Here is a 14190-nt window from a genome sequence, read left to right on the forward strand (position 1 = left end):
AAAACAGGTAATTGAAACAGATGAATACACAACAATTGGCAAAACTGCGTTCTATTGTGCCCGAGATGCGTCGCGTCCGGCACATTCACTTTGTCGGCATCGGTGGTGCTGGCATGGGCGGTATTGCCGAGGTGTTGGCGAACGAAGGCTATCACATTAGCGGTTCTGATCTGGCACCGAACGCGGTGACACAGCATCTGGCGGCGCTGGGCGCGACGATTTATTTCAACCATCGTCCGGAAAACGTCACCGATGCCAGCGTTGTCGTAGTGTCGACAGCCGTTGCGCAGGATAACCCTGAGCTGGTTGCCGCACGTGAGCAGCGTATTCCCGTCATTCGTCGTGCTGAGATGTTGGCAGAACTGATGCGTTTCCGTCACGGCATTGCCGTTGCCGGTACGCACGGTAAAACCACCACCACCGCGATGGTGACCAGCATTTACGCGGAAGGCGGACTGGATCCGACCTTCGTTAACGGCGGATTGGTTAAGGCCGCAGGTACGCATGCGCGCCTGGGCAGCAGCCGTTACCTGATTGCAGAAGCCGATGAAAGTGATGCGTCCTTCCTGCATCTGCAGCCGATGGTGGCGATTGTCACCAACATCGAAGCCGATCACATGGACACCTATCAGGGTGATTTTGAGAACCTGAAGCAGACGTTCATTAACTTCCTGCACAACCTGCCGTTCTACGGACGCGCGGTAATGTGCGTGGATGACGCGGTGATTCGTGACCTGATTCCGCGCGTAGGCCGCCAGGTAACCACCTATGGCTTCAGCGACGACGCAGATGTGCGTATCGAGAATTATGAGCAGCGTGGTGCACAAGGGCACTTCACCATCATCCGTCAGGATAAGCCGGTGCTGAAAGTGACGCTGAACGCGCCGGGCCGTCATAACGCTCTGAACGCGGCTGCCGCGGTAGCTGTCGCCAGCGAAGAAGGCATTGAAGATAACGCGATTCTGGCCGCGCTGGAGAGCTTCCAGGGCACCGGACGCCGCTTTGACGTGCTGGGTGAGTTCGATACCGCCGCCGTTAACGGTAACCCAGGCAGCGCGATGCTGGTCGATGATTACGGCCATCATCCTACCGAAGTGGATGTCACCATCAAAGCCGCACGTGCGGGCTGGCCTGACAAGAAGCTGGTGATGGTGTTCCAGCCACATCGTTATACGCGTACGCGTGACCTGTTTGATGATTTCGCGAATGTGCTTTCGCAGGTGGATGTGTTGCTGATGCTGGATGTCTATCCGGCGGGTGAAGCCGCGATTCCCGGCGCTGACAGCCGTTCGCTGTGCCGCGCGATTCGTAACCGTGGCAAGGTTGATCCGATTCTGGTTTCTGAGCATGACGCGCTGCCAGACGCGCTGGCGCCGTTGCTGTCGGGCGATGATCTGGTGATCGTGCAGGGCGCAGGCAACATCGGCAAGATTGCCCGCAAGCTGGCCGAAAACGAATTACAGCCTGCCGTTAAGTCGGAGGCGCGCCATGACTGAGAAGGTTGCAGTATTGATGGGCGGCACTTCGGCAGAGCGTGACGTGTCGCTGATGTCCGGTGCGGCGGTGCTAGCCGGACTGCGTGAAATGGGCATTGATGCGCATGCAGTCGATACGCGTGATGTGTCAGTGCTGAATCTGAAACAGCAGGGTTTCGCTAAAGCGTTTATTGCTTTGCACGGCCGCGGTGGTGAAGACGGCACGCTGCAAGCGGTGCTGGAGTTCCTGCAATTGCCCTATACCGGCAGCGGCGTGATGGCTTCCGCCATCACCATGGACAAACTACGCAGCAAATTGTTGTGGCAGGGCAGGGGATTACCCTCAGGCAAATTTGTCTGGCTGACGCGTCAGCAGCATGAGCAAGGTTTAGACGCGGATACCACCGCCGCCATTGAGGCGCTGGGCTTACCGCTGTTTGTGAAGCCAAGCTGCGAAGGTTCTAGCGTGGGTATCAGCCGCGTGAACCATGCGGATGCCTTACCCGCAGCGCTTGAAAAAGCTTTTCGTCATGATGATGACGTACTGATCGAAGCGTTTTTGAGCGGCGCGGAGTACACCGTGGGCATCGTGGGTGAGCAAATTCTGCCTTCTATCAGAATTAAAACCGCCAGCGAGTTCTATGACTATGAAGCTAAATACATTTCTGACGATACTGAATACTTCTGCCCGAGCGGATTAAGCGCCGAGCAGGAAGCAGAATTGCAGACGTTGGTGTGGTCAGCCTGGCGCGCATTGGGTTGCAGCGGCTGGGGGCGTGTCGACGTGATGGCTGACGGTGAGGGCAACTTCCAGTTGCTGGAAGTGAATACTTCGCCTGGCATGACCAGCCACAGCTTAGTGCCGATGGCAGCGAAGCAAGCGGGATACAGCTTCCCGCAGCTGGTAGCGCGTATTCTGGAGCTGGCTGACTGATATGTCTCAGGCGGCGATACGAGTACGCAATCGCGAACCTCAGGAGCGGACACGCTCCGGGCGTAGCAACGGTGCGCGACTGTTTGGCATGGTGTTCCTGCTGATTGTGCTGGGCATCATGGTGGCGGGCGGCCTCGTGGTGCTGAAGTGGATGAATGACGCGTCACGCTTGCCGTTATCGAAGCTGGTGGTGACCGGGCAAACCCACTACACCACGCATGACGATATTCGCCAGGCCATTTTATCGCTTGGCGCGCCGGGGACCTTCATGTCGCAGAACGTGGATATTATCCAGCAGCAGATTGAGCGTTTACCCTGGATTAAGCAGGTCAGTGTACGCAAGCAGTGGCCTGATGAGCTGAAGATAAATCTGGTGGAGTACGTTCCGGTGGCACGCTGGAACGACTCACACATGGTGGACGCCGATGGCGTCTCCTTCAGCGTACCGGCCAGTCACGTTGGCAAAGAAGCGTTGCCAATGCTGTACGGCCCGGAAGGCAGTGAAAACGAGGTGTTAGCTGGCTATCACACCATGAGTGATGTGTTAAAGGCTAACAAGTTTACCCTGAAGGTCGCGTCGATGACGGCGCGGCGCTCATGGCAATTAGTGACCAGTGACGATGTGCGCATCGAATTAGGTCGCAGCGATACCATGAAGCGTCTGAACCGTTTTATTGAGCTTTATCCGGATTTGCAGCAGCAGGGCCAGAGTCAGAACCAGCGCATCACGTATGTTGATTTGCGCTACGATTCGGGCGCCGCCGTCGGTTGGGCCGCTGCACCGATAGAGCCACAGGACAGTAATCAGCAACAGAACCAGGCACAGGCTAAACCACAATGATCAAGGCAACGGACAGAAAACTGGTAGTAGGACTCGAAATTGGCACCGCGAAGGTGTCCGCCCTGGTTGGGGAAATTCTGCCCGATGGTATGGTCAATATTATTGGGGTGGGCAGTTGCCCGTCTCGCGGCATGGATAAAGGCGGCGTAAACGATCTGGAATCGGTGGTGAAATGCGTACAACGTGCCATCGATCAGGCTGAATTGATGGCGGACTGCCAGATTTCATCGGTCTACCTTGCTTTATCGGGCAAACATATCAGTTGCCAGAACGAAATCGGGATGGTTCCGATTTCGGAAGAGGAAGTGACTCAGGATGATGTAGAGAACGTGGTGCATACGGCGAAATCCGTTCGCGTACGTGACGAGCATCGTATCCTGCATGTCATTCCGCAGGAATATGCCATCGATTATCAGGAAGGCATTAAGAATCCAGTGGGACTTTCCGGCGTGCGTATGCAGGCGAAAGTACATTTGATCACCTGCCACAACGATATGGCAAAAAATATTGTCAAAGCCGTTGAACGTTGTGGCCTGAAAGTTGACCAACTGATTTTTGCTGGCCTGGCATCCAGTTTCTCAGTGTTAACAGAAGATGAACGTGAGCTGGGCGTCTGTGTTGTTGATATCGGTGGCGGTACAATGGATATCGCTGTCTATACTGGCGGTGCACTGCGTCATACCAAAGTGATCCCGTATGCCGGGAACGTGGTAACCAGCGATATCGCCTACGCTTTTGGTACGCCGCCGACCGACGCAGAAGCGATTAAAGTGCGTCATGGTTGCGCATTGGGCTCGATTGTCGGCAAAGACGAAAATGTCGAAGTGCCGAGCGTAGGTGGACGTCCACCGCGTAGCCTGCAGCGTCAAACGCTGGCTGAAGTGATCGAGCCGCGTTACACCGAACTGTTGAATCTGGTCAACGACGAGATTCTGCAATTACAGGAGCAGCTGCGCCAGCAAGGTGTGAAACACCATCTGGCAGCCGGTATCGTGCTGACCGGTGGTGCGGCGCAGATTGAAGGTTTGGCAGCCTGCGCACAGCGCGTGTTCCACACGCAAGTGCGCATCGGACAGCCGCTTAACATCACCGGCCTGACAGATTATGCGCAGGAGCCGTATTACTCTACGGCAGTTGGCCTGCTGCATTACGGCAAAGAGTCACACATGAACGGTGATGCAGAAACGGAAAAACGCGCTTCAGTGGGCAACTGGTTTAAACGAATCAACAGCTGGCTGAAGAAAGAATTTTAATTTTTGAAAAAGGAGATCATGCTGGCAATGTTTATGATCTCCAGGCGACAGGCACATAACGGAGAGAAATCATGTTTGAACCTATGGAATTAACCAATGACGCGGTGATTAAAGTCATCGGCGTCGGCGGTGGCGGTGGCAACGCCGTAGAGCACATGGTACGCGAGCGTATCGAAGGTGTGGAATTCTTCGCTGTAAACACCGACGCGCAAGCGTTGCGTAAGACAGCGGTCGGCCAGACGATCCAGATCGGGACCAATATCACTAAAGGTCTTGGCGCAGGTGCGAACCCAGAAGTGGGTCGTAACTCTGCAGAAGAGGATCGCGAAGCACTGCGTGCTGCGCTGGATGGTGCAGACATGGTGTTCATCGCAGCTGGCATGGGCGGCGGTACCGGTACCGGTGCAGCGCCAGTTGTAGCTGAAGTGGCAAAAGATTTGGGTATCCTGACTGTTGCGGTGGTGACTAAGCCATTCAACTTTGAAGGCAAAAAGCGTATGGCTTTTGCTGAGCAGGGTATCGCGGAACTGTCTAAGCATGTCGATTCACTGATCACTATTCCAAACGACAAGCTGCTGAAAGTTCTGGGTCGCGGTATTTCTCTGTTGGATGCGTTCGGCGCAGCTAACGACGTATTGAAAGGCGCAGTACAGGGTATCGCTGAACTGATTACACGTCCTGGCCTGATGAACGTCGACTTCGCGGACGTGCGTACCGTGATGTCAGAAATGGGCTATGCCATGATGGGTTCCGGCGTGGCATGTGGTGAAGACCGTGCAGAAGAAGCGGCAGAAATGGCGATCTCCTCTCCACTTTTGGAAGACATCGATCTGTCTGGCGCGCGCGGCGTGCTGGTCAACATCACTGCGGGCTTCGACCTGCGTCTTGATGAGTTCGAAACCGTGGGTAACACCATCCGCGCCTTCGCTTCTGACAACGCAACCGTGGTTATCGGTACTTCTCTGGATCCAGAGATGAACGATGAACTGCGTGTGACTGTGGTGGCAACCGGCATCGGCATGGATAAGCGCCCTGAAATCACGCTGGTGACCAATAAACCGGCCACTCAGCCAGTGATGGATCATCGCTACCAGCAGCACGGCATGGCGCCGCTGCCGCAGGAGCAGAAACCGGCTGCGAAAGTGGTGAATGACCAACCGACTGCATCCAGTAAAGAACCCGATTACCTTGATATTCCAGCCTTCTTGCGTAAGCAGGCAGACTAAGAATATCCCGAGAATTGGGATTCTCCGCTCTTTGTGCTAAAGTATTCGCCCGCTGGTAATTTATACTGGCGGTCGGACAGGTAATATTGCGAGATAAAGCGATGATCAAACAAAGGACACTAAAACGTATTGTTCAGGCGACTGGTGTCGGTTTACATACCGGCAAGAAAGTCACACTGACGTTACGCCCTGCGTCGGCTAACACCGGGGTCATCTATCGTCGCACTGACTTGAATCCACCGGTAGATTTCCCGGCTGATGCAAAATATGTGCGCGACACCATGCTGAGTACTTGCCTGGTGAATGATGAAGGCGTGCGTATTTCAACAGTTGAACACCTGAACGCCGCATTGGCGGGCTTGGGCATCGACAACATTATTGTTGAAGTTGATGCACCGGAAATCCCGATTATGGATGGCAGTGCCGCACCTTTTGTCTATCTGCTGATGGACGCAGGCATCGAAGAGCTGAACAGCGCGAAGAAATTCGTACGCGTTAAGCAAACGGTGCGTGTGGAAGATGGCGATAAGTGGGCCGAGATCAAACCGTATAACGGTTTTTCACTCGACTTCACTATCGACTTCAAACATCCAGCGATCGACTCAAGCTCGCAGCGTTACCAGCTCAACTTCTCGGCTGAGAACTTTGTTCGCCAAATCAGCCGTGCGCGCACTTTTGGCTTTATGCGTGAAATCGAATATCTGCAGTCTAAAGGCCTGTGCCTGGGCGGTAGTTTAGATTGTGCGATTGGCCTCGATGATTTCCGCGTATTAAACGAAGACGGTCTGCGCTTTGAAGACGAATTTGTTCGTCATAAAATGCTCGATGCGATCGGCGACCTGTTCATGTGCGGCCACAACGTTATTGGCGCGTTTACCGCCTTAAAATCTGGCCATGCGTTGAACAACAAGTTGCTGCAAGCGGTTCTGGCTAAGCAGGAAGCCTGGGAATGGGCGACCTTCGAAGATGAAGCAGAACTGCCACTGGCATTCAAAGCACCAAATTTAGTTCTGGCGTAAGCCAGACATAAAACGGCAGGTTTCGCTGACACCCTCTCCGGTCAGTTGAACCTGCCGTTTTTTATTGCCTCGCTTTTAATCCTGCCAAACCGATCTCAATTCGCTGTTGTGACTGGCGAAACCCTGTACAAAAAAACGTGAATTCCGCCGAAGCCCCTCTAATGACTGGTGTCGAAGCCCCACATAAGTGCTATCATCTGGCGCTCATATAAGCTGGGTAACGCTAATTCTGGCGACCGCTTTATCACTTTATTCAATGCATTGTGGACGGATTGTGATCGGGATTTTCTCACGCTGGCGACAATTAGGTAGACGCTATTTCTGGCCACATCTCCTGTTGGGGATGGTGGCGGCCAGTTTAGGCTTGCCTGCCTGCGCGCAAAGTGCTGAGCCCAAAGCAAATGATTCGCCGATCAGTAGCCTGTTTGTCGGCAATGTTGTCCACTTTGATCATCTGATTCGTCTGCAGGAAAGCGTGCGTCGACCGAATTTCAACGTCGATTACTGGCACCAGCATGCGATTCGCACGGTTATTCGCCACCTTTCGTTTAGCATGACGCCGCCCGCTCAGGCGGAAGCCGATCAAGCTGTGCCGCTGGCGGCACAAAAGCTAGCGTTGATTGGTTCGCTTCAGGCGCTGCTGACTTCTCACGCGCAAGCGCTGACTGTTGTTGAGCCGCAACAAAACCTGCGTAACAACGAACCACAAATCCATTCTTCTGCTGATTGGCAGGCTGCTATTCATGGCATCCGCGCCGGGCCTTTCATTGCTTAACTGCTAACGTTTTTTCCACATCCTGTATCAGATTTTGCAGTCCGTGAGATCACGACTGAATTGAGAAAAATTTATCATGTTAATCAAATTGTTAACTAAAGTATTTGGCAGCAGCAACGATCGTACTCTGCGCCGTATGCGTAAAATTGTAGATGTCATCAATAAGATGGAGCCGGATTTCGTTAAGCTCTCTGACGATGAATTGAAAGCGAAAACTGACCTGTTCCGTGAGCGCCTGAAAAAAGGCGAAAGCCTTGAGAGCCTGATTCCTGAAGCCTTTGCTACCGTACGTGAAGCGAGTAAGCGCGTCTTCGGTATGCGTCACTTTGATGTGCAGCTGATTGGCGGCATGGTGCTCAACGAGCGCTGCATCGCAGAGATGCGTACCGGTGAAGGTAAAACCCTGACTGCGACCTTGCCCGCTTACCTGAACGCATTAAGCGGCAAAGGCGTGCACGTGGTTACCGTCAACGACTATCTGGCGCAGCGTGATGCTGAAAATAACCGTGCACTGTTTGAATTCCTTGGCCTGACCATCGGTATCAACTTGCCAAACATGCCCGCCGTGGCGAAGCGTGCAGCTTATGCCGCTGACATCACCTACGGCACCAATAACGAATATGGCTTCGACTACCTGCGCGACAATATGGCGTTCAGCCCGGAAGAGCGCGTGCAGCGTAAATTGCATTACGCATTGGTGGATGAGGTCGACTCAATCCTGATCGATGAAGCGCGTACGCCACTGATCATCTCTGGCCCGGCTGAAGACAGTTCTGAACTGTATACCAAAGTTAACAAGATCATCCCGCATCTGGTGCGTCAGGAAAAAGAAGACTCTGAAACCTTCCAGGGCGAAGGCGATTTCTGGGTCGATGAAAAAGCGCGCCAGGCACACATGAGCGAGCGCGGTCTGGTAAAAGTTGAAGAGTTACTGGTTAGCCAAAACATCATGGTAGAAGGCGAGTCACTCTACTCACCGACCAATATCATGTTGATGCACCACGTTACTGCGGCGCTGCGTGCTCATGCACTCTTCACTCGCGATGTTGATTACATCGTTAAAGATGGCGAAGTGATCATCGTTGATGAGCACACCGGGCGTACCATGCAAGGTCGCCGTTGGTCAGATGGTTTGCATCAGGCGGTTGAAGCGAAAGAAGGCGTGGAAATCCAGAATGAAAACCAGACGCTGGCTTCCATCACCTTCCAGAACTACTTCCGTATCTACGAGAAACTGGCCGGTATGACCGGTACTGCAGATACCGAAGCATTTGAATTCAGCTCCATCTATAAGCTCGACACTATCGTGGTGCCAACTAATCGTCCGATGGTGCGTAAAGATATGGCCGATCTGGTCTACATGACCGAGAAAGAGAAGATCGACGCCATTATCGAAGACATCCGTGCCTGTACCGCCAAAGGGCAGCCGGTGTTGGTGGGGACCATTTCGATTGAAAAATCGGAAGTCGTGTCCAACGAATTGACACGCGCTGGCATCAAACATAGCGTACTGAATGCCAAATTCCACGCCAGCGAAGCGGATATCGTTGCCCAGGCGGGGCAACCTGCAGCGGTTACTATCGCAACCAACATGGCGGGTCGTGGTACCGATATCGTGCTGGGCGGTAGCTGGCAGGCTGAGCTCGCCGCAATGGACGAGCCAACTGAAGAGCAGATTCAGGCGATGAAAGAGGCATGGAAGCTGCGTCACGATGCGGTACTGGCTGCGGGCGGTCTGCACATCATTGGTACTGAGCGTCACGAATCTCGCCGTATTGATAACCAGCTGCGTGGTCGTGCGGGTCGTCAGGGTGATGCCGGTTCTTCACGCTTCTACCTGTCGATGGAAGATGCATTGATGCGCATCTTCGCTTCTGATCGCGTATCTAACATGATGCGTAAACTGGGCATGAAGCCAGGCGAAGCGATTGAGCATCCATGGGTGACCAAAGCGATTGCCAATGCTCAGCGTAAAGTGGAAAGCCGTAACTTCGATATTCGTAAACAGCTGCTGGAATACGATGATGTTGCCAACGATCAGCGTCGCGCCATCTACAGCCAGCGTAACGAACTGCTGGATGTGTCTGATGTGTCTGAAACCATCAACAGCATCCGCGAAGATGTCTACAAAACTACTATTGATACCTACATTCCGCCGCAGTCACTGGAAGAGATGTGGGATGTTGCCGGTCTCGAAGAGCGTCTGCGTAACGACTTCGATCTCAATCTGCCTATTGCTGAATGGTTGGATAAAGAGCCCGATCTTCATGAAGAGACGCTGCGCGAACGTATCATGACCCACGCGGCGGAAAGCTACGCGGCTAAGGAAGAAGTGGTAGGCGAAGAGATGATGCGCAACTTCGAGAAAGGCGTGATGCTGCAAACGCTGGATTCGCTGTGGAAAGAGCATCTGGCGGCGATGGATTATCTGCGTCAGGGGATTCATCTGCGTGGTTATGCGCAGAAAGATCCGAAGCAGGAATACAAGCGTGAATCCTTCTCTATGTTTGCGGCGATGCTGGAATCACTGAAATACGAAGTGATCAGCACCCTAAGCAAAGTTCAGGTGCGTATGCCAGAAGAAGTGGAAGCGATGGAGCAGCAGCGCCGTGAAGAAGCAGAGCGTTTAGCGCAGCAGCAACAGCTGAGCCACGTTGATGATGCCACCGCCGCAGCCGAAGCGTTAGCCGCACAAGGCGGAGAGCGTAAAGTAGGGCGTAACGATCTTTGCCCATGTGGTTCTGGCAAAAAATACAAACAGTGCCACGGTCGTCTGGCCTGATAAAAAAGGAGCCTTCGGGCTCCTTTTTTTTCGCTTACGATTTAGCGAGTTATCGCCATTAGTTTCTCTTCATTTAGGCGCACGCCATGATACGGCAGCGTCACCAGCAGACCATCCGGCAAGCCAGCTCGCTTCAACAGCGCTCGGCTTTGGAACAGTAGCTGATGGTAATTGTTATCGCTGATACTTGGATAGCTCTCATTCCACACCGTGGCAATAATCTGACGCTTGGAGGTAATCCGTAGCAGCAGGCAGGAGAAAAATCGTTTTTGCGCTTCATTCAACGAAATAACTTTGTGTTCAGGCCACCATGTTAAGGTGTTCTGAGCGCTGTCTAACGTCAGGATGTCATGAAATACCAGATGGCGTAGGGCATGTAATTGTTCCGGCGTATTTTGCGCCAGAAACGTTGTTTCTTTGAATTCCATAGGTAATCGGGTTTGGCAGAAGAAAGTGGCTGCGAGTATTCCCAACATTCCCGGTTGCGATCATTACGACATGTCTTAATCACTGGCTTTTGTGCGGCGCGGGACGTCACTTTCCTCTCAACGGTTAACATCACTCCATGTCTGATTTACACTCAGCGCTCATTTATTAAAAGCGGAATCCAGCTTATGAAACACCTGCAGGTTGCGGTGGGCATCATTCGCAATACAGAACGTCAAATCTTCCTTGCCCAGCGTGCGGCTAGCTCCTATATGGCGAATAAATGGGAGTTTCCTGGCGGAAAAATTGAACAAGATGAATCTGCCGAGCAGGCGCTCAAGCGTGAGTTGATGGAAGAAACCGGTATTGAAGTCACATCGGCAAGCGCGATTGGCCTGGCCGATCACAGTTATGAAGATCTGCGCGTCACGCTGCATTTCTTTCTGGTTGAAGGCTGGAACGGCGAACCTTATGGCCGCGAAGGTCAGCCACAGCGTTGGGTCGAACAGCAGGATTTGGTCGCGGATGAATTTCCGCCTGCGAACCATGAACTGATCAGCCGATTAGTGGCTGGCGAGATTTAAGTGAAGGGGCAGTAGGCCCCTTACTTTTACTGCTGTTCTTCGCTCCAGTCATCGCTGTCCATCTGGTCACCGCTGCTGGGAATGCGTTTCTCTTCTGCTGCCCATTCACCTAAATCAATCAGCTGGCAACGTTTACTGCAGAATGGCCGCCACGGGCTCAATTCATCCCAAATCACATCGCGACGACAGTTGGGGCAAGGTACGGTAATCATCTCTTCCGGCATAACTTCCTCTAACAACAAGCTAATTCAAAATTCAGTCGCGCGGGTACTTCTCCGCGTTCGCTGTCTAAGGGCAGGAAACGAATCGCATAACGGCTTTTGTGGCCCGATACTTGCGGATACAGCGCGTCTTCCAGCGTTAATTGCAGGCGCAGCAAATCAGATCCTTCGGCGTTATCCTGATAAAAGCCGTTGAGGCTGGTTTGATGACGAAAGATGCCAGACTGTCGCACTAAATCGAGGATCATCGTCAAACTATTACGCAGCGGATTCAGTGATTCCAGCCAGCCATTGACCTGAACATCTCGCACCGCTTGTTCCTGATGCAGCCAGATATGCAGGCTTGGAAGATCGAAACTGCAGCAGCCGCCAGGAATGCTCAAACGCTGACGCACCAGAGCAACCAGTCGATCTTCTCGTAACTGTTGGCCCATGCGCGGTGCCGCCATCAGTTCGCTTGAGTATTGCTTCAACTGCTGACGCAAATTATTCACGCGCAGTTCGTCAATGCCCGGCACATCCAGCCATGCGCGTAATTTTTGCTGTTGGCGCTCCAGTTCTTTAAGCAATTCAGTGCGCATATCGCCGCGCTCAAAAATATCCAGCAAATCACTGAGGATGCGGAACACGCCAAGTGCTGATACCGAACCGCTAACCGGCACCGTTTCATGCAACTGATCAATCAGATATTCGACGCGCAGCCAGGTACGCATCTTCTCATTCAAAGGGTGTTCAAACAGAACCACTGTGCTCATGATGTTAATCCTTTCCGGTTGCTGCCAGGCGCAGATAGCGCTGGTGAAGCTCAGCAACGCGCGGTAGCACCTGCTCAGGTGTACCGCTGTTATCAATGATGTCATCCGCACAGGCTATGCGCTGTTCGCGACTGGCCTGTGCGGCAAGAATATTTTTCGCCTGACTCAGCGAAATGCCATCCCGCTGTTGTGTGCGTTGCAACTGCATGGCGGTATCCACATCCACTACCAACACGCGATCGGCCTGATGCTGTAAGCCGTTTTCGACCAACAGCGGCACCACCCAAAGCACATAAGGTGAAGTAGCCAGTAACTTTAATTGTTGCGTGCGGGCATTAATGAGTGGATGAAGCAATTGATTGAGCCAGTTTTTCTCTTGCGGCTGCTTGAAAATAATTTCACGAAGCCGTGCACGATAGAGTGTGCCTTCTGCCGTGAGAATGGTGTCTCCATGACGCTGAGCAATCGCCTTTAAGGCCGGCGTTCCAGGCTCAACAACTTCTCTGGCAATGACGTCAGCGTCAATAATATCAACGCCTAGCGCTGCGAAAGCGTTGGCAATAGTGGTTTTACCACTGCCAATGCCGCCGGTGAGCGCAACGGTATAAGGCATAACGTTCTCGCAAAATTTATATCGTGAGCGGCGATTAACCACAGCAAGATGAGAGCATGATCACAATCAATTTTCTCAGCTAAATTTAAGGGATTGTAGCCTAAATAAAGTGAAATTCGCAGTCTTGTCGCGGAACGAATGGCGCGTATGATAACGACACTGGAGCCGTGAGCGCTACCCGAACCGCGGTTCGTCGTCACTAACCAGGATAATCAGCTATGCGCATTGAAGAAGATCTAAAACTGGGCTTTAAAGATGTTTTGATCCGCCCAAAACGTTCCACGTTGAAAAGTCGTTCCGAGGTTGAACTGGAACGCACCTTCACCTTTAAACACTCAGGCTTGAACTGGAGTGGCATTCCGATTATTGCCGCCAACATGGATACCGTCGGCACTTTCACGATGGCTGAAGCTCTGGCGAGTTTTAACGTATTGACCGCAGTGCATAAACACTACAGCGTGCAAGAGTGGCAGGCATTTGTGCAGCGCGTGCCAGCGGCGGTGCTGAGTCATGTGATGGTCTCATCCGGTACCTCCGAATCAGATTTCACCAAATTATCCGCCATTCTTGCGTTATCACCGCAGCTTAACTTTATCTGCATCGACGTTGCTAACGGCTACTCTGAACACTTTGTTCAGTTCCTGCTGCGCGTACGTGAAAGCTTCCCAGGTAAAACCATCTGTGCAGGCAACGTTGTCACCGGTGAAATGGTGGAAGAGCTGATTTTGTCTGGCGCAGACATTGTCAAAGTGGGGATCGGTCCTGGCTCGGTTTGCACAACACGCGTGAAGACCGGCGTTGGCTATCCTCAGCTTTCAGCCGTTATTGAGTGCGCTGATGCGGCACACGGCTTAGGCGGACAGATCGTTAGCGACGGCGGCTGCTCGGTTCCAGGTGACATTGCCAAAGCTTTCGGTGGTGGCGCAGACTTCACTATGCTCGGCGGCATGCTTGCGGCTCATGATGAGTGTGAAGGAACCGTTGTTGAAGATCACGGCGAGAAATTTATGCTGTTCTACGGTATGAGCTCCGAATCTGCCATGAAACGCCACGTTGGCGGTGTGGCGCAATACCGTGCGGCGGAAGGCAAAACCGTGCGCTTGCCGGTGCGCGGCCCGGTTGAGGAGACGGTTAAAGATATCCTCGGTGGCTTACGCTCAGCTTGCACCTACGTCGGTGCGGAACGATTGAAAGAGCTGACGAAACGCACCACCTTTATCCGCGTTGCTGAACAAGAGAACCGCGTGTTCACGCGCTGATCTCAGACATCGGGCGCGCATCGCGCG

Annotated in this window: 14 protein-coding genes; 10 read left to right on the plus strand and 4 right to left on the minus strand. The window is 52.9% G+C overall.

Annotated elements, in window-relative coordinates; translation table 11 throughout:
* Positions 1-20: 20 nt before the first annotated feature.
* From murC to secA, 8 genes are all read left to right on the plus strand, one after another.
* Complete coding sequence (murC, locus tag PanJK_RS16385; RefSeq protein WP_101762113.1) at positions 21-1496, plus strand: UDP-N-acetylmuramate--L-alanine ligase; 1476 nt, start codon at positions 21-23, stop codon at positions 1494-1496.
* A complete protein-coding gene (locus PanJK_RS16390) occupies positions 1489-2409 on the plus strand; it encodes a D-alanine--D-alanine ligase (RefSeq protein WP_265301199.1) in 921 nt (306 codons plus the stop codon). The genes murC and PanJK_RS16390 overlap by 8 nt, the downstream gene beginning before the upstream one ends.
* Position 2410: 1 nt before the next feature.
* Complete coding sequence (gene ftsQ / locus PanJK_RS16395) at positions 2411-3250, plus strand: cell division protein FtsQ (protein WP_154192991.1); 840 nt, start codon at positions 2411-2413, stop codon at positions 3248-3250.
* Positions 3247-4503, plus strand: coding sequence for a cell division protein FtsA (gene ftsA, locus PanJK_RS16400; protein WP_007888634.1), 1257 nt, complete (start codon positions 3247-3249; stop codon positions 4501-4503). Before ftsQ ends, ftsA begins: the two co-directional genes overlap by 4 nt.
* A 71-nt stretch (positions 4504-4574) precedes the next feature.
* Positions 4575-5729 carry a cell division protein FtsZ gene (gene ftsZ / locus PanJK_RS16405; protein ID WP_256695609.1) on the plus strand — a complete coding sequence of 385 codons (1155 nt, stop codon included), beginning with the start codon at positions 4575-4577 and terminating at the stop codon, positions 5727-5729.
* Between the two features lie 101 nt (positions 5730-5830).
* A complete protein-coding gene (gene lpxC, locus PanJK_RS16410; protein WP_265301204.1) occupies positions 5831-6748 on the plus strand; it encodes a UDP-3-O-acyl-N-acetylglucosamine deacetylase in 918 nt (305 codons plus the stop codon).
* Positions 6749-7022: 274 nt separating this feature from the next.
* Positions 7023-7523: a secA translation cis-regulator SecM gene (gene secM / locus PanJK_RS16415; protein WP_256695611.1), complete on the plus strand. Its 501-nt coding sequence runs from the start codon at positions 7023-7025 to the stop codon at positions 7521-7523.
* Positions 7524-7599: 76 nt separating this feature from the next.
* A complete protein-coding gene (secA, locus tag PanJK_RS16420; RefSeq protein ID WP_256695612.1) occupies positions 7600-10305 on the plus strand; it encodes a preprotein translocase subunit SecA in 2706 nt (901 codons plus the stop codon).
* 41 nt (positions 10306-10346) lie between these two features.
* On the opposite strand, the gene PanJK_RS16425 is transcribed toward secA, so the two are convergent.
* The gene (locus PanJK_RS16425; protein WP_008108595.1) at positions 10347-10733 is read right to left on the minus strand and encodes a winged helix-turn-helix domain-containing protein; all 387 of its coding nucleotides are present in this window, start codon (positions 10731-10733) and stop codon (positions 10347-10349) included.
* 186 nt (positions 10734-10919) lie between these two features.
* Here PanJK_RS16425 and mutT point away from each other — a divergent pair, with 186 nt between their 5' ends.
* On the plus strand, positions 10920-11315 hold the full coding sequence (mutT, locus tag PanJK_RS16430) for an 8-oxo-dGTP diphosphatase MutT (protein ID WP_265301207.1): 396 nt from the start codon (positions 10920-10922) through the stop codon (positions 11313-11315).
* 26 nt (positions 11316-11341) lie between these two features.
* On the opposite strand, the gene yacG is transcribed toward mutT, so the two are convergent.
* From yacG to coaE, 3 genes are read right to left on the minus strand one after another with little or no spacing between them, the layout of a single operon-like run.
* Complete coding sequence (gene yacG, locus PanJK_RS16435) at positions 11342-11539, minus strand: DNA gyrase inhibitor YacG (RefSeq protein WP_064737573.1); 198 nt, start codon at positions 11537-11539, stop codon at positions 11342-11344.
* An 8-nt stretch (positions 11540-11547) separates the two neighbouring features.
* Positions 11548-12291: a cell division protein ZapD gene (gene zapD, locus PanJK_RS16440; protein ID WP_061718118.1), complete on the minus strand. Its 744-nt coding sequence runs from the start codon at positions 12289-12291 to the stop codon at positions 11548-11550.
* A 4-nt stretch (positions 12292-12295) separates the two neighbouring features.
* Positions 12296-12904 (minus strand): dephospho-CoA kinase, encoded by a 609-nt coding sequence (gene coaE, locus PanJK_RS16445; RefSeq protein ID WP_265301341.1) that lies wholly within the window; start codon positions 12902-12904, stop codon positions 12296-12298.
* 218 nt (positions 12905-13122) lie between these two features.
* Here coaE and PanJK_RS16450 point away from each other — a divergent pair, with 218 nt between their 5' ends.
* The gene (locus tag PanJK_RS16450; RefSeq protein WP_265301211.1) at positions 13123-14163 is read left to right on the plus strand and encodes a GMP reductase; all 1041 of its coding nucleotides are present in this window, start codon (positions 13123-13125) and stop codon (positions 14161-14163) included.
* Positions 14164-14190: the final 27 nt, after the last annotated feature.

Source organism: Pantoea sp. JK (assembly GCF_026130245.1).
In the GTDB taxonomy this organism is placed as follows: domain Bacteria; phylum Pseudomonadota; class Gammaproteobacteria; order Enterobacterales; family Enterobacteriaceae; genus Pantoea; species Pantoea trifolii.